This window comes from Nocardioides litoris (genome assembly GCF_006346315.1).
Taxonomy (GTDB): Bacteria; Actinomycetota; Actinomycetes; order Propionibacteriales; family Nocardioidaceae; genus Nocardioides; species Nocardioides litoris.
In genome coordinates this window covers 552953-569667 of sequence record NZ_VDMR01000002.1, presented here as the reverse complement: position 1 = coordinate 569667, position 16715 = coordinate 552953, and the positions used below count along the sequence as shown (strand labels likewise).

The 16715-nt window shown below is 73.9% G+C and carries 15 protein-coding genes; 6 read left to right on the top strand and 9 right to left on the bottom strand.

Going from position 1 to position 16715, the window contains the following annotated elements; genetic code table 11:
• Positions 1-24: 24 nt before the first annotated feature.
• On the bottom strand, positions 25-1236 hold the full coding sequence (locus FJQ57_RS10780; protein WP_139980031.1) for an acetyl-CoA C-acetyltransferase: 1212 nt from the start codon (positions 1234-1236) through the stop codon (positions 25-27).
• Between the two features lie 139 nt (positions 1237-1375).
• Here FJQ57_RS10780 and FJQ57_RS10775 point away from each other — a divergent pair, with 139 nt between their 5' ends.
• The gene (locus FJQ57_RS10775; RefSeq protein ID WP_139980030.1) at positions 1376-2083 is read left to right on the top strand and encodes a MerR family transcriptional regulator; all 708 of its coding nucleotides are present in this window, start codon (positions 1376-1378) and stop codon (positions 2081-2083) included.
• A gap of 70 nt (positions 2084-2153) precedes the next feature.
• On the opposite strand, the gene FJQ57_RS10770 is transcribed toward FJQ57_RS10775, so the two are convergent.
• The gene (locus FJQ57_RS10770; protein ID WP_139980028.1) at positions 2154-3635 is read right to left on the bottom strand and encodes a DEAD/DEAH box helicase; all 1482 of its coding nucleotides are present in this window, start codon (positions 3633-3635) and stop codon (positions 2154-2156) included.
• Positions 3636-3905: 270 nt separating this feature from the next.
• Between FJQ57_RS10770 and FJQ57_RS10765 the strand changes: the two genes are divergently transcribed.
• Positions 3906-4802, top strand: coding sequence for an NAD(P)H-binding protein (locus FJQ57_RS10765; protein ID WP_139980026.1), 897 nt, complete (start codon positions 3906-3908; stop codon positions 4800-4802).
• A 68-nt stretch (positions 4803-4870) separates the two neighbouring features.
• Here FJQ57_RS10765 and FJQ57_RS10760 read toward each other — a convergent pair whose 3' ends face one another.
• From FJQ57_RS10760 to FJQ57_RS10745, 4 genes are all read right to left on the bottom strand, one after another.
• On the bottom strand, positions 4871-5560 hold the full coding sequence (locus FJQ57_RS10760; protein WP_170219380.1) for a type II CAAX endopeptidase family protein: 690 nt from the start codon (positions 5558-5560) through the stop codon (positions 4871-4873).
• 90 nt (positions 5561-5650) lie between these two features.
• Positions 5651-5845 (bottom strand): CsbD family protein, encoded by a 195-nt coding sequence (locus FJQ57_RS10755; RefSeq protein ID WP_139980024.1) that lies wholly within the window; start codon positions 5843-5845, stop codon positions 5651-5653.
• Positions 5846-5952: 107 nt separating this feature from the next.
• Positions 5953-7413: a flavin-containing monooxygenase gene (locus tag FJQ57_RS10750; RefSeq protein ID WP_139980022.1), complete on the bottom strand. Its 1461-nt coding sequence runs from the start codon at positions 7411-7413 to the stop codon at positions 5953-5955.
• Positions 7414-7559: 146 nt separating this feature from the next.
• The gene (locus tag FJQ57_RS10745; RefSeq protein WP_139980020.1) at positions 7560-8747 is read right to left on the bottom strand and encodes a CaiB/BaiF CoA transferase family protein; all 1188 of its coding nucleotides are present in this window, start codon (positions 8745-8747) and stop codon (positions 7560-7562) included.
• Positions 8748-8938: 191 nt separating this feature from the next.
• Between FJQ57_RS10745 and FJQ57_RS10740 the strand changes: the two genes are divergently transcribed.
• The 4 genes from FJQ57_RS10740 to FJQ57_RS10725 all read left to right on the top strand — a co-directional run bounded on the left by FJQ57_RS10740 (position 8939) and on the right by FJQ57_RS10725 (position 13251).
• Positions 8939-9469: a PadR family transcriptional regulator gene (locus FJQ57_RS10740; RefSeq protein WP_139980019.1), complete on the top strand. Its 531-nt coding sequence runs from the start codon at positions 8939-8941 to the stop codon at positions 9467-9469.
• Positions 9466-11466, top strand: a complete 2001-nt coding sequence (locus tag FJQ57_RS10735) for an FAD-dependent oxidoreductase (RefSeq protein WP_139980017.1) — start codon at positions 9466-9468, stop codon at positions 11464-11466. Before FJQ57_RS10740 ends, FJQ57_RS10735 begins: the two co-directional genes overlap by 4 nt.
• Positions 11467-11671: 205 nt before the next feature.
• Positions 11672-12109: an HIT family protein gene (locus tag FJQ57_RS10730; RefSeq protein WP_139980014.1), complete on the top strand. Its 438-nt coding sequence runs from the start codon at positions 11672-11674 to the stop codon at positions 12107-12109.
• Complete coding sequence (locus FJQ57_RS10725; RefSeq protein WP_139980012.1) at positions 12106-13251, top strand: MalY/PatB family protein; 1146 nt, start codon at positions 12106-12108, stop codon at positions 13249-13251. The genes FJQ57_RS10730 and FJQ57_RS10725 overlap by 4 nt, the downstream gene beginning before the upstream one ends.
• Here the strand turns inward: FJQ57_RS10725 and FJQ57_RS10720 are convergent.
• Genes FJQ57_RS10720 through FJQ57_RS10710 form a run of 3 tightly spaced genes read right to left on the bottom strand, consistent with a single transcriptional unit; the run spans position 13238 to position 16705 of the window.
• Positions 13238-14713 (bottom strand): glycosyltransferase, encoded by a 1476-nt coding sequence (locus FJQ57_RS10720; RefSeq protein WP_139980011.1) that lies wholly within the window; start codon positions 14711-14713, stop codon positions 13238-13240. The two genes, FJQ57_RS10725 and FJQ57_RS10720, sit on opposite strands and share 14 nt — an antisense overlap.
• Positions 14706-15632: a glycosyltransferase family protein gene (locus tag FJQ57_RS10715; protein WP_139980009.1), complete on the bottom strand. Its 927-nt coding sequence runs from the start codon at positions 15630-15632 to the stop codon at positions 14706-14708. Before FJQ57_RS10715 ends, FJQ57_RS10720 begins: the two co-directional genes overlap by 8 nt.
• On the bottom strand, positions 15632-16705 hold the full coding sequence (locus FJQ57_RS10710; RefSeq protein WP_139980007.1) for a sulfotransferase family protein: 1074 nt from the start codon (positions 16703-16705) through the stop codon (positions 15632-15634). The genes FJQ57_RS10715 and FJQ57_RS10710 overlap by 1 nt, the downstream gene beginning before the upstream one ends.
• Positions 16706-16715: the final 10 nt, after the last annotated feature.

Below are 16715 nucleotides of genomic sequence, written 5' to 3'. Positions count from 1 at the left end.
CGCCCGGCTCGACCGGCGTGGGCCTCAGACGATCTCGACGATGGTGGCGATGCCCATGCCGCCGCCGACGCAGAGCGTGGCCAGGCCGCGCTTCTGGTCGCGGCGGACGAGCTCGTCGATGAGGGTGCCGAGGATCATCGCGCCGGTGGCGCCCAGCGGGTGGCCCATGGCGATGGCGCCGCCGTTGACGTTGGTGATCTCGTCGGTGATGCCCATGTCGCGCATGAAGCGCATGGCGACCGCGGCGAAGGCCTCGTTGATCTCGAAGAGGTCGATGTCCTTCGTCTCCAGGCCGGCCTTCGCCAGCGCCTTGCGGGCGGCCGGGGCGGGACCGGTGAGCATGATCGTCGGGTCGGCGCCCGAGACGGCCATGGAGACGATGCGGGCGCGGGGGGTGAGGCCGAGCTCGGAGCCGATCTCCTCGGTGCCGATCGCCATCAGCGCGGCGCCGTCGACGATGCCGGAGGAGTTGCCGGCGTGGTGGACGTGGTCGATCTTCTCGACCCAGTGGTACTTCTCCAGCGCCACGTCGTCGAAGCCGGCGTCCTGGCCGATCTGGGCGAACGACGGGCGCAGGCCCGCGAGGCCCTCGACGCTCGTGTCGGGGCGGATCAGCTCGTCGTGGTCGAGCACGGTGAGGCCGTTGATGTCCTTGACCGGGATGACGGAGTCGGCGAAGTAGCCGTTGGCCCACGCCTTGGCGGCGCGGTGGTTGGACTCGGCGGCGAAGGCGTCGACGTCCTCGCGGCTCCACCCCTCGAGGGTGGCGATGAGGTCGGCGCCGATGCCCTGGGGCACGAAGCCGGTGGTGAGCGCGGTGCGGGGGTCCTGGGCCCAGGCGCCGCCGTCGGAGCCCATCGGGGCGTTGGACATCGACTCGACGCCGCCGGCGAGGATGAGGTCCTCCATGCCGCCGCGGATGCGACCGGCGGCCTGGTTGACGGCCTCGAGGCCGGAGGCGCAGAAGCGGTTGAGCTGCACGCCGGCGACGGTCTCGGGGTAGCCCGCGGCCAGCGCGGCGGTCTTGGCGATGTCGCCGCCCTGCTCGCCGACCGGGGTCACGACACCGAGGACGACGTCGTCGACGCGGGCCGGGTCGAGCGAGGGGTTGCGCTTCTTGACCTCGTCGAGGAGCCCCACGACCAGGTCGACCGGCTTCACCTCGTGGAGGGAGCCCGCGGCCTTGCCCTTGCCGCGCGGGGTGCGCAGGTGGTCGTACACGAATGCTTCAGCCATGACCGTCCTTGGTGTGTCTCGGTCCGGGGCGGCACGACGCTCCCCCGGGAGTGCTTGCTACGAGCGATTGTGACACCAATACTGTCACTGTCGTCAAGGAATGCCGGTCGACGGCGTCGGTTGAGAGAGGTCACGTGCCATGGGAGCCAGCGACAAGCCGGGCCACGAGCTGATGACGCTCGACGAGCTCTGCACGCGCGTCGGCCTGTCGGTGCGCAACGTCCGCTTCTACACCTCGCGCGGGCTCGTCCCCCCGCCGCTGCGCCGCGGCCGCTCCGGCTACTACACCCCCGAGCACGTCGCCCGGCTCGAGCTCGTCCAGGAGCTGCAGGCCCACGGGTTCACCCTCGCCGCGATCGAGCGCTACGTCAGCGCCCTGCCCGAGGACGCCGAGCCCGAGGACATCGCCCTGGCCCGCACCATGCTCGCGCCCTGGCAGGCCGACCTCCCGGTCGACATGGAGCGCGAGGAGCTCGAGCAGCGCGCCGGACGGTCGCTGTCGGAGGAGGACGTGGCCACGCTCGTCGCGCTCGGCGTCGTACGACGGCGCGGGGAGCGGTTCCTGGTCGCACGCACCCAGCTCGGCATCGGCGTCCAGCTGCTCGACCTGGGCTTTCCGCGGGAGGTCGCCGAGGCGGCGCGCGCGGTCTACCTCGACCACGGCCGGCAGATGGCCGAGGAGCTGCACGAGGTCGTCTTCGACAAGCTGGCGCCGCGCTACGGCTCGCTGGAGTCCGAGCGGTTCCAGGAGGTGATGGAGCGGCTCAAGCCGCTCTCGGTCGGCGGCCTGGTCACGGCGTACGAGAACGCCGTCGCTCGCGCGGCGCGGAGCGCGTCACGCCGCTGAGACGCAGCCGCCCGGGCCACCGGACGGGTGAGGTCCGGCGACCCGGGCGACCGGGGAGAGCTGGGTGGGGTCAGCGGCTGGAGAACGACGCGGCCGAGTGCGACCGGCCGCCGTTGCCACCGGCGGGGCGACCGGAGCCGCCACCGCTGCCACCGTTGCCACCGCGGCGCCGACGACCGCCGCCGCCGCCGCCGGACGGGGCCGCGCCACCGGACGCCTTCGGGCCGCCGGAGGACGCCTTGGGGCCAGAGGGCTTCGCGCCGCCGCGGCCGCCGCCGGAGCGGTTGCGGCCCCCCGAGCGGTTGCGGCCGTTGCCCCGGCCGCCGCCGGCGGAGGCCGCCTGCAGCTCCTGGCCGGACGCGGCGATCTCGAGGCCGCCGGGCACCAGCACGCGCTCGCCGGGGGCGAGCTCGGCCAGCACGGGGTGGGAGGCGCCGGCCAGCTTGGTCAGCGTGGGCTTGATGCCCGCGGCGCGGGTCAGCTGACGCACGTCGCGGACCTGCTCGTCGGTCATCAAGGTGACGACCGTGCCGGCGGCACCGGCGCGCGCCGTACGACCGGAGCGGTGGAGGTAGGCCTTGTGCTCGGTGGGCGGGTCGGCGTGGACGACCAGCGCCACGTCGTCGACGTGGATGCCACGGGCGGCGATGTCGGTGGCGACGAGCGTGGTGGCGCGGCCGGAGTGGAACGCCTCCATGTTGCGGGTGCGGGCGTTCTGGCTGAGGTTGCCGTGCAGGTCGACGCTCGGGACACCGGCCTTGTTGAGCTGGCGGGCCAGGGCCTTGGCGCCGTGCTTGGTGCGGGTGAAGACGACCGTGCGGCCGGGCGCGGAGGCCAGGTCGACCAGCACCGGCACCCGGTGCTCGCGGGCGAGGTGCAGCACGTGGTGGTCCATGGTCGAGACGGGCGACTGCGCCGAGTCGGCCTCGTGGACCTTCGGCTGGGACAGGAACCGCTTGACCAGCACGTCGATCGCGTTGTCGAGCGTGGCCGAGAACAGCAGCCGCTGCCCGTCGCGCGGGGTGCGGTCGAGCAGCCGGCGCACGGCGGGCAGGAAGCCCAGGTCGGCCATGTGGTCGGCCTCGTCGAGCACGGTGACCTCGACGGAGCCGAGGTCGCAGTGGCCCTGGCCGATGAGGTCCTCGAGGCGGCCGGGGCAGGCCAGCACGATGTCGACGCCGCGGCGCAGGCCCTGGACCTGCGGGTTCTGGCCGACGCCGCCGAAGACGGTCTGGGTGCGCAGGCCCGCGGCCGCGGCCAGCGGGGCCAGCGACTCCTGGATCTGGCCGACCAGCTCGCGTGTGGGGGCCAGGATCAGCGCCCGGGGCTTGCCCGGGGCGGGCTTGCGGCCCGAGGCGGTCAGCCGCGCGACCAGCGGCAGCAGGAAGGCGTAGGTCTTGCCGGAGCCGGTGCGGCCACGGCCGAGCACGTCACGGCCGGCCATGGAGTCGGGCAGCGTCGCGGCCTGGATGGGGGTGGGGACGGTGATGCCGCGCTCGGCCAGGACGGCGACGAGGTCGGCGGGGACGGACAGGTCGGAGAAGGAAGTCACAGAACATCGCTCACGTTGGTGTGTCTCGCCAAGCTGTCCCGCCGGTCGGCGGGAGTGATGAGCGGCCTCACGAAGGAGGAGCGCGGGACCGAAGGGCCTGCGCGGGAGCCCGAGGCAAGACTGGACGGGCTGTTGGGACCAACCTACCGCTCCGGTGTCCGGCGCCCCGCATCCCCGCAGCGTGGAGTCGGTCACCGCAGCCCCACGCCGTCGAGGCTCGGGGCCTCTCGGGGTGAGGGGCCGGGCCGCCGGCGTACCTAACCTGGGGGCATGCGCGTCCTGGTGACCGGTGCGACCGGCTTCGTGGGCAAGCGCCTGTGCCCGGTGCTCGTGGAGCGCGGCGTGGAGGTGCGGGCCATGACCCGCAAGCCCGACACGTACGACGGCCCGGGCGAGCCCGTGCGCGGCGACGTGCACGACGCCGACTCGCTGGCCGCCGCCCTGGAGGGCTGCGACGTCGCGGTCTACCTGGTGCACTCCCTCGACGACCGCGACTTCGAGCGCAAGGACGCCGAGGCGGCCACGACGTTCGGCACGGTCGCGGCCGCGGCCGGGGTGCAGCAGATCGTCTACCTCGGCGGGCTCGGCGACGACGGCGAGGACCTGTCGGCCCACCTGCGATCGCGTCGCGAGGTCGAGCACAAGCTGGCCGAGGGCGGCGTCCCCGTCACCGTGCTCCGCGCCGCGATCGTCGTCGGCGCCGGCGGCATCTCGTGGGAGATCACCCGCCAGCTGGTCAAGAACCTGCCCGCGATGGTGGTCCCCAAGTGGGTCAGCACCCGCACCCAGCCGGTGGCCGTCGACGACGTCATCCGCTACCTCGACGGCGTCATCGGCCACGAGGGCGCGATCGGGAAGACGCTGGAGATCGGCGGCCCCGAGCAGCTCACCTACCTCGACATGATGCAGCAGGCCGCGCAGGAGATGCTCGGCCGCAAGGTGCCGATCGTGACCGTCCCCCTGCTCTCCCCCGGCCTGTCGTCGCACTGGATCTCGTTCGTCACCGACGTCGAGGTGACCACGGCCAAGAACCTCATCGACTCCATGTCGACCGAGGTCGTGGTGCGCGACCACACCATCCTCGACCTGGTGCCTGGCGAGACCATCCCCTACCGCGAGGCCGTGCGCCGCGCGCTCGCCGAGTCGGCCGAGCAGCAGCCCGCCTAGGAGGCCTGGCCGGCGCGCCGGGATCGACCTCGTCGGAGGCCCGCGCCCCGTGGGCGGCTGGTCGAGGATCAGACGCCGAAGATGGCCGGCAGCGTCAGCAGCATGGTCAGCGACCACGTGATGTGGGTGAGGATCGGCGCCAGGATGCCGCCCGACGCGCGGCGCTCGAGACCGACGATGACGCCGAGGATGATCGCGGCGAAGGCCAGCATGATGTTGCCGGTCGCGGCGGTCGCGATGGTGTAGGCGACGGTGGTCCAGGCGACGGGGTACTGCGTGATGGCGGCGTAGGCCGCACCGCGGAAGAAGAGCTCCTCGGCGATGCCGTTGACGGCGGTGACCACGACCAGCACCGGCAGGTAGCCCTCGGTGGCGAACCCGAGCACGTTGCGGATCTGGTCGGCCAGCCACGGGATCTCACGGACGACGAGCGCGCCGGCCACGAAGACGGCGGCCAGGACCGCGCCGATGAGGATGGGCTGGAGGACGGGCCGGACCTCCATGTCCCGGACCGTGATGCGACCCAGGTGGATGCGGCCGGAGGCGAAGGCGCCGACGGCCCAGACCCCGGCGAGCACGAAGGACATCACCACGAACGCGGTGCTGCCCTGCTCGAGCCGGAGGAGGATGCCGAGCACGATCGCGCCGAGCACGACGAAGCCGGCCGTGACCAGCTGGCGTCGGCGCAGCTCCTGCGCGCTCATCCGGTGGTCGCGGGGCACGACGTCCCACAGCGACCGCTGGACCCACTGCCTCACCACTGCGTGTCCTCCTCGTGGACCTCGTGGAGACGACCCACCCCTCGCGCGGCCCGCGGACGGGCGCCGCGAGGGGCGAGCCGGGACGGACTACTTGGTGACGCCGTCCTTGATGTCCTTGGCGGCGTCCTTGAGCTTCTCGACGCCCTGCTTGACCGAGGACTTCGCCTGGTCACCCTTGCCCTCGGCCTCGAGCTCCTCGTCGCCGGTGGCCTTGCCCAGGCCTTCCTTGCCCTGGCCCTTCAGGTCCTCGGTCTTGTTGCTGATCTTGTCGTCCAGCCCCATGGTGGTCCTCCTCGATCACGCGACGCCGGTTGCGTCGGCACGTCCTCGACGGAACCACGCGCGGCCAGGCGCGAGACCACCCCTCGGGAGGCGGTGGCCGGCACCGATCAGGTGAACTGCAGCACACCGTCCTCGAGCTCGCCCCGGCGAATGGTGCGGACGTCGACGTAGTAGTTCTGCTTCAGCGCCCACGGCGCCCGGTCGCCCTGGCGGGGCAGGCCGTCGAGGGCGCGCTGGATGTAGCCCGAGGCGAGGTCCATGAACGGGCGCTCCTCGACCTCCGGGTCGCGCACCGGCACGACCTGGCGCACGCCGGTCTTGTCCATGTGGTCGAGCAGCCGCACGACGTACTCGCCGACGAGGTCGGCCTTGAGGGTCCACGAGGCGTTGGTGTAGCCGATGGTGAAGGCGAAGTTGGGGATGCCGCTGACCATCAGGCCCTTGTAGGTCATGGTCTCGCTCGGCACGAACGGCTCGCCGTCGACGGAGACCTGGATGCCGCCGAACAGCTTGAGCTTCAGGCCGGTCGCGCTGACGATGACGTCGGCCGCGAGCTCACGGCCCGAGGCGAGCCGGATGCCGGTCTCGGTGAAGGTCTCGATGGTGTCGGTGACGACGTCGGCCTTGCCGGAGCGCAGGGCCCGGAACAGGTCGGAGTTGGGCACGACGCACAGCCGCTGGTCCCACACGTTGTACGGCGGCTGGAAGTGCGTGTCGTAGTCGAGGTGCTCGGGCAGCTGGCGCTCGGTGAAGCGGCGCACGAACTTCTTCGACACCGCCGGCACCCGCTGGGCGACCTGGTAGTTGGCGACCAGCTTGGCGATGTTGGCGCTGCGCACGATCGGGTAGCGCAGCTTGGTCGGCAGGCGGCGCAGCGCGACGGCGAGCGGGTCCTTCGCCGGCTGCGGGAGGATGTACGTCGGCGTGCGCTGCAGCATCGTGACCTTGGCCGCCGTGGGGGCCATCGACGGCACGAGGGTCACCGCGGTCGCGCCGGAGCCGATGACGACGACGTCCTTGCCGGCGTAGTCGAGGTCCTCGGGCCAGAACTGCGGGTGCACGACCTGGCCGCCGGCCTGCTCGAAGGCCTCGCGGCCCGGGAACACGGGCTGGTGGCCGGTCTCGTAGTCGTAGTAGCCGGTGCAGCCCCACAGGAAGTCGGCCGTCATGGTGATCTCGGCACCGTCGTGGTCGATGGTGACGGTCCAGCGGGCCTGCTGGGAGTCCCAGGCGGCGGCGGTGACCTTGTAGCGGTAGCGCACGAGCTTGTCGACGCCGTGCTCCTCGGCCACCGTGCGGAGGTAGTCGAGGATCAGGCTGCCGTCGGCCAGCGCGGTGTCGCTGGGCCAGGGCCGCCACTTGTAGCCGAAGGTGAACATGTCGGAGTCGGACCGGATGCCGGGGTAGCGGAACAGGTCCCACGTGCCGCCGCTGGCCTCGCGGGCCTCCAGGATCGCGACCGTCCGGCCGGGGTGGCCGGCCTTCAGCTGACAGGCGGCGCCGATGCCACTCAGGCCGGCGCCGACGATGAGGACGTCGACGTGCTCAGGGGTGCTCTGCTCAGGCATGAAGCAAACGCTAGGCCGTTGTTGACAGATGTTCAATAGGCTGTGAGGCAGGCCGCGTGAGCTCGGGCGCGGTAGTCCCTGACGAAGTGGTCGTGGATTTGGCCGATCGGCGACCATCTCGTCAGGGACTACCCCCGCTGGCGGGATCAGGCCTGGACGGCGACCCCGCGGTCGAGGAGGCCGTCGACGTCGGAGATGCCCCAGGCGGTGAGGGCGACGCGGGTGTGCTCGCCCGCGGCGGGGGGCGGGGTGGTCAGGGTGGCCCCGGTGCGGGAGAACCGGGGCGCGGGGACGGGCTGGACCATCCCGTGGTGCTCGACGAACGTGCCGCGCGCGACGAGGTGGGGGTGCTGCACGGCCTCGCTGATCGGGATGATCCCGGCGACGCAGGCGTCGGTGCCCTCGAAGGTCTCGACCCACTCGGCCTGGGTGCGCCCCTTGAACGTCTCGGTGAGGACGGCCCGCATCTCGTCGTACCGGTCGAGGTCGGCCTGGCCGGGGCAGGTGTCCTCGACGCCGAGCGTGGTGACGAGCGCGTCGAAGAACTGCGGCTCGAGCGCACCGACGCTCACGTGCTTGCCGTCGGAGGTCTCGTAGACGTCGTAGAAGGGGACGCCGCCGTCGAGCAGGTTGGCCGCCCGCTCCTCGGTGTAGCCGCCGGAGTTGGCGAAGGCGTTGGTCATCGCGTTGAGGTGGGCGGTGCCGTCGACGATGGCGGCGTCGACGACCTGGCCCTGGCCGGACACCTTGGCCTCGAGGAGCGCGGCCAGGATGCCGATGACGAGGTACGTCGACCCGCCGCCGAAGTCGCCCACGAGGTTGGCCGGGAAGTGCGGGCGACCCTTGTCCTGGCCGAGGCCGAAGAGGGCGCCGACGATGGAGATGTAGTTCATGTCGTGGCCGGCCGACTGGGCCAGCGGGCCGTCCTGCCCCCAGCCGGTCATCCGGCCGTAGACCAGGCGCGGGTTGACCGCGTGGCACTCGTCGGGGCCGAGCCCGAGGCGCTCGGTGACGCCGGGGCGCATGCCCTCGACGAGCACGTCGGCGGTGCGCACCAGCTCGAGCACGACGTCGCGGGCCTCGGGGTTCTTCAGGTCGAGCGCGACGCTCGGGCGGCCACGGTTGAGCAGCATCGCCGTGCCGCCGGCCAGGGCCTGCCCGCCCGGCCTCTCCACGCGGACCACGTCGGCGCCGAGGTCGGCCAGGATCATGCAGGCGTGCGGGCCCGGGCCGATGCCCGCGATCTCCACGACGCGGACCCCCTTCAGCGGCCCCGTCCCCTGCCCCAGCTGCACCGTCTGCTCGCCCTGCTCCCCACCCTGCTGCTCGCTCATGGCGGCGATCCTGCCACGACTGTGCCAGTGGTGCTGTCACGGTCCGCCGCCAGGGGCCGCCGGGGATAGTGCGTCACCCCATCAACGTCCACGGGGGCGATCCAGGTCGACCGGGTGACGTACTACCCCGAGACCCAGCCCACGTCCCACCCTCTTGCAACGAGTTGCACATGCCTGGGAGGGTCGGGGACATGGCCCTGGAGCACGCGCTGCTGATCTCGTTGCGCGAGCAACCGGCGTCGGGGCTGGAGCTGACCCGGCGGTTCGAGCGGTCGATCGGGTTCTTCTGGAGCGCGACCCACCAGCAGGTCTACCGGACCCTCGGCCGCATGGAGCGCGACGGCTGGGTGGCCGCCGAGGAGGCCGCCCAGGCCGGCCGCCCGCCCAAGAAGGTGTACGCCGTCAGCCCGCTCGGCTCCGACGCGCTGGCCGACTGGCTGGCGCAGCCCACCGCCCCGGCCGGCCTGCGCAGCGAGCTCGCGCTCAAGCTCCGCGGGGCGTCGTACGGCGACCGGGCGGCGGTGCTCGACGGCGTGCGGGCCACCCGGGCCGACCACGCCACCCGGCTCGGGCACTACCGGCAGCTGCAGGACCGCGACTACCCCGACCCGTCCGCCCTGTCCGGGCAGGACCTCGACCACTACCTCGTGCTGCGCGGCGGGATCCTCATGGAGGAGACCTGGGTGACGTGGCTGACCGAGTACCTGGAGGCCCACGCATGACCGACCAGCCGCACCCGGCGTACCCCCACCTGCTGTCCCCGACCACGATCGGCGACCTCACCCTGCGCAACCGCGTGGTCATGGGGTCGATGCACACCGGCCTCGAGGACTCCGCCCGCCACCTCGACGAGCTCGCGGCCTACTACGCCGAGCGCGCCCGCGGCGGCGCGGGCCTCATCGTCACCGGTGGCTACGCACCGACCCGGCGGGGCTGGCTCAAGCCGTTCGCGAGCGAGATGACGACGCGGTTGCAGGCCGTGCGGCACCGCCACGTCACCGGCGCGGTGCACGAGGAGGGCGGGGCGATCGCGCTGCAGGTGCTGCACGCGGGGCGCTACGGCTACCACCCGTTCTCGGTCTCCGCGAGCCGCCGCAAGAGCCCGATCTCGCCGTTCCGCCCGAGCGCGCTGAGCACGAAGGCCGTCGACGCGACGGCCACCGCCTTCGCCCGGAGCGTCGCCCTGGCGCGCAAGGCGGGTTACGACGCGGTCGAGGTGATGGGCTCGGAGGGGTACCTGCTCAACCAGTTCCTCGCCGCCCGCACCAACGACCGCACCGACGCGTGGGGCGGCACGGCGGAGAAGCGGATGCGGCTGCCGGTCGAGGTGGTGCGCCGGGCGCGCGAGCTGGTGGGCGGCGGGTTCCCGATCGTCTACCGGATCTCGCTGCTCGACCTCGTCGAGGGCGGCCAGACCTGGGACGAGGTCACGACGCTCGCCCACCTGCTCGAGGACGCCGGCGTCACCGTGCTCAACACCGGCATCGGCTGGCACGAGGCGCGGGTGCCGACGATCATCACCCAGGTGCCGCGCGGCGCGTGGCGCGACGCGACGGCGCGGCTCAAGGCCGAGGTCGGCGTGCCGGTGTGCGCGTCCAACCGCATCAACACCCCCGAGCTGGCCGAGGACGTCCTGGCCGCCGGCGAGGCCGACCTGGTCTCGATGGCCCGCCCGCTGCTGGCCGACCCCGACTTCGTGGCCAAGGCCGCCGCCGGCCGCGCCGACGAGATCAACACCTGCATCGCCTGCAACCAGGGCTGCCTCGACCACGTGTTCAAGAACCGCAAGGCCAGCTGCCTGGTCAACCCGCGCGCCTGCCGCGAGACCGAGCTCGTCCTCTCCCCCACCCGGCGGCAGGCCACGGTCGCCGTCGTCGGCGCCGGCCCCGCCGGCCTCGCCACCGCGGTCTCGGCCGCCGAGCGCGGTCTCGCGGTCACGCTGTTCGAGCAGGCGCCGGAGATCGGCGGCCAGTTCCGGCTGGCCATGGCCGTGCCCGGCAAGGAGGACTTCGCCGACACCCTGCGCTACTACGGCCGGCGCCTCGAGGTCCTCGGCGTCGAGGTCCGCCTGGCCACCCGGGCCACCGAGGCCGACCTGGCGGCGTACGACGAGGTCGTGGTGGCCACCGGCGTCGAGCCGCGCGTGCCCGAGATCGCGGGCGTCGACCACCCGTCGGTCTGCTCGTACGCCGACGTGCTGGCCGGCCGGGTCGTGCCGGGGTCGCGGGTGGCGGTCGTCGGCGCGGGCGGCATCGGGGTCGACGTGTCGGCCTGGCTGACCCACGTGCCCGAGTCGCTCGAGGAATGGCAGGCCCACTGGGGCGTAGGCGACCCGGCCGTGCACCCGGGCGGCCTCACCGAGCCCAAGCCGCGCGAGCCCGCCCGGCAGGTCGTGCTGGTGCAGCGCAAGACCACGCCCGTCGGCGCCGGCCTCGGCAAGACCTCCGGCTGGGCCCACCGGGCCGTGCTGAGGCAGAACGCGGTCGAGCAGGTCAGCGGGGCGACGTACGTGCGCATCGACGACGACGGCCTGCACCTGCTGGTCGACGGCGAGCCGCGCGTCGTCGCCTGCGACACCGTGGTGCTGTGCGCGGGCCAGGAGTCGGTGCGCGACCTCGCCCGCCCCGGCCGGCACGTCGTCGGCGGCGCCGACCTGGCCGCCGAGCTCGACGCCGAGCGGGCCATCGAGCAGGGCACCCGGGTGGCCGCCGCGCTGTGAGCGGCCGCGGGTATGCCCCGGGGGGTGTGCGGAACACCCGGTCGACCGGGTGTTCCGCCAGCTGGGCGGGCAGAACTCGCGCTGGACGGGCTATGCATCGCCCTCCCAGCGTGAGTTCTCCCCACCCAGACGACCCCGACCAGACCACCCCCACCCAGACCACCGCCACCCAGACCACTGGCACCGCCGCCCCTAGGGTCGGGCCATGGACGACTGCCTGTTCTGCGGGATCGTGGCCGGCACCGTGCCCTCGACCAAGGTCGACGAGGACGAGCGCACGGTGACGTTCATCGACATCAACCCGGCCACCGAGGGCCACGCGCTCGTCGTGCCCCGCGCCCACGCCCGCGACCTGCTCGACATCGAGCCGGCCGACCTGGCCGCGTGCGCGCTCACCGCCCAGCGCGTCGCGCGGTCCGCGACCACGCCCGCCGCCGAGGGCGGGCTCGGCGCCGACGGCGTCAACCTGGTCAACGCCTGCGGGGCGGTGGCCTGGCAGACGGTCTTCCACTTCCACCTGCACGTCGTCCCCCGGTACGCCGACGCCGGCCGCGACGGGCTGAGCCTGCCGTGGGTGCCGACGCCCGGTGACCCGGCCGGGCTCGCGGCTGCGGGCCAGGCCCTGCGGGCAGGTCTCTCGTGATCCGCGACCTCTCCGACGCGGAGGCCCGCGCGGCCCTGGTCTGCAAGTGGGGCGAGGTCGACGCCGACGTGCTGCCCGCGTGGGTCGCCGAGATGGACTACGCGCCCGCGCCCCCGATCACCGAGCGCCTCCAACGGGCGGTCGCGGCCGGGATGACCGGCTACCCGCGCCTGGGACGCGGCGGCGAGCTGGGCCGGGCGTACGCCGGGTTCGCCGCCCGCCAGTTCGACCACGAGGTCGACCCGGAGCAGGTGGTGCCCACGGTCGACGTCACCGCCGGCGTCCGCATCGCACTCGAGGTGCTGGCCCCGCCGGGTGGCGTCGTCTTCCCGGTGCCGGGCTACAGCCCGCAGCTCGAGATCGCCGCCATCGCCGGGCGCCGGCGCCACGACCTCGTCGTCGACCCCGACGCCGAGCGGGCCGAGCTCGACCTCGACCGGCTCGGCGCCCACTTCCGCGACGGCGCGCGGGTGCTGCTGCTCACCCAGCCCCACAACCCGTGGGGCCGGGTCTTCACCCGCGCAGAGCTCGAGGGCGTCCGCGACGTCTGCCGCCGGCACGGGGCGTTCGTGGTCAGCGACGAGATCCACGCACCGCTCACCCTCGACGGGCGCGAGCACGTGCCCTACCTGGCGGTCGACGGCACCGCCGACCACGCGGTCGCGGTGGTCGCGGCGTCCAAGGCGTTCAACATCGCCGGGCTCAAGTGCGCCCAGCTCGTCACCGCCTCGCCCGACCTGCACCGGCGGCTCGTCGAGGCGCCCATGGCCCGCAACGACTCGTGGTCGGTGCTCGGCGTCGAGGCGTCCGTGGCGGCGTACGACGAGGGCGACGCCTGGCTCGACGCGCTGCGCGCCCGCCTCACCGCCCAGCGCGACCTGCTGCTCGACCTGCTGGCCGAGCACCTGCCCGCGGCGCGGATGCGTCCGCTGGAGGCGACGTACCTGGCCTGGCTCGACCTGCGCGCCTACGGTCACGACGACCCCGCCGCCGTCGCGCTCGAGCGGGGTCGGGTGCGGGTCGCGCCGGGCCACGACTACCACCCGGGGCTCCCCGGCCACGTGCGGCTCAACATCGCCACCTCGCCCGAGCGGTTGACCGAGGTCGTGCGCCGGCTGGCGGGCGCGGTCAGCCGGCCGTAGGCGCGTCGCGCGGGTCGGCCTCGAGCAGCCGGCTCGGCCGGAACCCCTCCCACGTCGCCACCGTGCGCGACGGGTCCAGGAGGTGGTCGAGGTCGGCCTCCCAGGTGTGGCCGGTGGGGTTGCGACGCAGCACGTAGCCCAGCCCGTGGGTGCGGTAGGTCGCCGCGCCGGCCTGCCGCAGCGCGTCGAGCAGCTGGGCGTCGACCCACCGTCGTACGGCGCGGAAGCCGCCCACCTCGCGCAGCGCGACCCGATCGACGAGCATGGTGCCGCCGGCCACGAAGGTCGCGTACGTCTCGACCGCGTGGCCGCGCTTGGCGGTCAGGTCGCGCTCGGCGAGGTAGTGCAGCTCGGCGGGCATGCCGACGAGCTCGGCGCCCGACCACGCCCGGGCGCGCAGCAGGTCGGTGACGACGTCGGGGGCGTACCAGTCGTCGTCGTCCATCTTGAGCAGCACCTCGCCGCCCGCGGCCTCCGCCGCCGCCTGCAGCACGTCGCCGAACAGCGTCGTGCGGGGCCTGGCCACCACCTGCAGGGCCGTGGACGCGGGCAGGGCGTCGCGCACCCGCGCCTCGTCGACCTCGAACCCGTGCGGCGCCAGCACCAGCTCGAGCCGGTCGACGCCGCGCTGGCGGGCCACCTGGCGCAGCGCGAAGTCGAGCATCTCCGGGCGCCGGGTCGCCAGCAGCACGCTCACCGCCGGGTGGCGGGTGCCCCGCGCCGCCCACGCGGAGTGGTGGTCGAAGGCCGCCCGGCGCAGCAGCACGCTGTGCTCCTCGCGCGCGACGGCGTCGCCGACGTCCAGCGGAGCGGCGATCGCGTCGCGGAGCGGCGCTCCGAGCTCGTCCGGGGCCGCCTCCGCCACCTCCGCCGCCTCCGCCACAACGGGTACGCCGGCCAGCGCGAGCGCGGGCACGGCGCGGGTCGCGGCGTCGTCCCAGCGGGCCACCCGCACCGCGGCAGCGTCGCGCAGGCCGGCGACGACGGCGGCGGTCACCTCGGGCAGGTCGGCGACGTCCACGACCGGACCGGCGGCGGTGGGGACGAAGCCGGTCGGGTTGAGCACGCGTTCGTCGACGGCGCCGGCCGGAGCGGGCGACACCGTCCACCGGTCGCCCCAGACCTCCTGCCGCGCGACCTCGGCCACGACCTCGGCCACGTCGACGGGCGCGGCGAACCGCAGCACGGCCCACCAGCCGCCCCCCGCGCGGCGGGAGCGGACGCCGACCAGGGCCGGCCACTCCGGGCGCGGCACGAGGGTGACCGCCCGGACCGTGCCGTGCAGCCCCACCACGGCCGCGCGCACGCCCCCCGGCCAGGACGACCGCCGCGGCTCGCCGACCACCGCGACCCGCTCGTGCTCGCCCGGCGGTGAGTCGGGCGCCAGCAGCAGCCCGGCGCCCTGGTCGAGGAACCGGCGCACGGGCGGGGGCAGCCCGGGCAGCCCGGGCAGCTCAGACATCGAAGCGGGCGGCGCGGCGCACGATGGGTCGTTCGCGCTGGCGCAGCCAGGTCGTGAGCACGTGGTCGACGACGTGGACGCCGGGCGGGGCCTCGACGAGGTGGAGGCCCTCGACGTCACCGGCGCGGCCGGCCCGGATGGCCCGGTCGACCTCCTGCTCGCGGCGCTTGCGCTGCACCCGCGACGGGGGGAAGTCGTCGATCGGCGACCAGTGTGCCAGCTCGTCGGCGTCGAGCCACTTGATCTCCACGCACAGGCCCTCCGGCGCGACGACCCGCTCGGTGCCCTCGGGGAACTCGCGGACCTCCCACTCGAACGCCTTGACGAAGGTGTACGCCGGCCCCATCGGGTAGATCCACGGCTCGAGGAACCGCGACCCCAGGTCGATCCACGCCGTCTGCTCGTCGACCACGACCAGCGGGTGCCGGGGCACGGCCACGACGGCGTCCGACCCCTCGAGCTGCCAGGCCAGGTCGCGCAGCACGCCGACGCCGTCGGGGGTCAGCGCCATGTCGCCGTCCCACTTCATCGAGTACGTCGTGCGGACGTGGGAGAAGGACCAGTTGTAGAAGTGGGTCAGGGAGTGCACGGAGTCGGGCCGGGTGGCCAGGTGCTCGGACCCGGCGCGGCTGACGCGCCACGGGTAGGCGGTGCCGGTGTAGCGGTCGGCCAGGCCGGACTCCTCGGCCAGCCGAGCCGCCAGCTCGGGCGTGCCGTCGGTCGAGCCGTTGTCGACGAGCACGACGTGGTCGACCGCGGCCAGCATGGGCGGTAGCACCCACGGCAGGTTGCGGGCCTCGTCCTTGACCCGGAAGACGCAGGTCAGGCCGGGCCGGAGCGGCTCGTCGTGGTTCCACGGCCAGCGCACGTCGTAGTCGTGCTCGCCCTCGACGTCGGGCACGTCGGCGCCGCGGGCCATCAGCGCTCGCGCCCCAGGGCCTTGCGGAGCCTGGCCCGCGCGGCGGGCGGCACCGCGGCGCGCAGCTTGTGGGGCACCCGGTCGGCGCCGCGCCGGACCACCGCGTTGACCGGCGCGGGCAGGGTGGCCAGGCCCCGGCGGTGGGCCGCGAGGGCGGTCGAGGCGGAGAGGGCCTCGGCCTCGGCGTACATCGCGGTGTAGTCGGCCCGCAGCGCGTCGAGGCGCGCGTGCACCTCGGGGCCGTCGTGGTCGGGGTCGACGAGGAGGTCGAGCTGGTCCCAGGTGGCCTGGGCGAGGTCGCGCAGCCGGTCGGGGACGTCGACGTCGTCCCAGGTGGCCTGCACGCGGCGCAGGCCGGGGTCGATGAAGGCGTGCACGGCGCGCACGTGGTTGGCGTTGGCCTCCTGCAGCGAGACCAGGCCGAAGCGCCGGCCGATGTCGAAGAGCGGGACGGTCCAGTCGTCGAGGAGGTCGGCGTACCGGACGAAGACGCGGCGGTCGCCCCGGGTGGCGCGCTCGGTGTGCAGCATCATGTTGACCCACGCCGCGGTGCGGGTGGTGTCGCCGGCGGTGCGGTTGAGGCCGCCCTGGCCGGCGTAGTAGCGCTGCTTGCTGCCGACGACCTCGGCCGGCGGCCGGAGCATGGTCACGAACGACACCTGCGCCTCGCAGCGCAGCGCCGCCGAGCGCCACAGGCCGGCGAACCAGGCCAGCCGCGGGTCCTTGACCACGAGCTCGTGGCCCCCGGTGACCAGCTGCTCCTCCAGCCACAGGTGCAGGCGCTCGCGCGACGGCTCGAACCCGGCCGTCTTGCCCGCCTCGAACCACGCCGCCGGCCGCCCGTCGGAGACCTGCACGCCGCAGCGCTGCAGCAGCTCGGCGTGGAAGTCGACGACCCACTGCGGCTCGCCGAAGCCCTTGGGGTTGGTGTCGTCGGCCGGCACCTCGGGCTGCGGGACGTGCATGCCGAGGGTGCGCAGCGCGCCGGCCATCGTGCTCGTGCCGCTGCGGCCGGACCCGACGACGAGCACGACGGAGCGCGGGATCGCGGGGTCCAGGGGGTCCTCAGGCACGGAGGTCACG

What these genes read in the sequence shown, in the direction of transcription:
- FJQ57_RS10755 (WP_139980024.1), bottom strand. Translation starts at nt 5,845, where the DNA reads ATGGGGCTGGACGACAAGATCAGCAACAAGACCGAGGACCTGAAGGGC.
- FJQ57_RS10740 (WP_139980019.1), top strand. Translation starts at nt 8,939, where the DNA reads ATGGCCCTGGAGCACGCGCTGCTGATCTCGTTGCGCGAGCAACCGGCG.
- FJQ57_RS10780 (WP_139980031.1), bottom strand. Translation starts at nt 1,236, where the DNA reads ATGGCTGAAGCATTCGTGTACGACCACCTGCGCACCCCGCGCGGCAAG.
- FJQ57_RS10735 (WP_139980017.1), top strand. Translation starts at nt 9,466, where the DNA reads ATGACCGACCAGCCGCACCCGGCGTACCCCCACCTGCTGTCCCCGACC.
- FJQ57_RS10750 (WP_139980022.1), bottom strand. Translation starts at nt 7,413, where the DNA reads ATGCCTGAGCAGAGCACCCCTGAGCACGTCGACGTCCTCATCGTCGGC.
- FJQ57_RS10730 (WP_139980014.1), top strand. Translation starts at nt 11,672, where the DNA reads ATGGACGACTGCCTGTTCTGCGGGATCGTGGCCGGCACCGTGCCCTCG.
- FJQ57_RS10720 (WP_139980011.1), bottom strand. Translation starts at nt 14,713, where the DNA reads ATGTCTGAGCTGCCCGGGCTGCCCGGGCTGCCCCCGCCCGTGCGCCGG.
- FJQ57_RS10775 (WP_139980030.1), top strand. Translation starts at nt 1,376, where the DNA reads ATGGGAGCCAGCGACAAGCCGGGCCACGAGCTGATGACGCTCGACGAG.
- FJQ57_RS10715 (WP_139980009.1), bottom strand. Translation starts at nt 15,632, where the DNA reads ATGGCCCGCGGCGCCGACGTGCCCGACGTCGAGGGCGAGCACGACTAC.
- FJQ57_RS10765 (WP_139980026.1), top strand. Translation starts at nt 3,906, where the DNA reads ATGCGCGTCCTGGTGACCGGTGCGACCGGCTTCGTGGGCAAGCGCCTG.
- FJQ57_RS10745 (WP_139980020.1), bottom strand. Translation starts at nt 8,747, where the DNA reads ATGAGCGAGCAGCAGGGTGGGGAGCAGGGCGAGCAGACGGTGCAGCTG.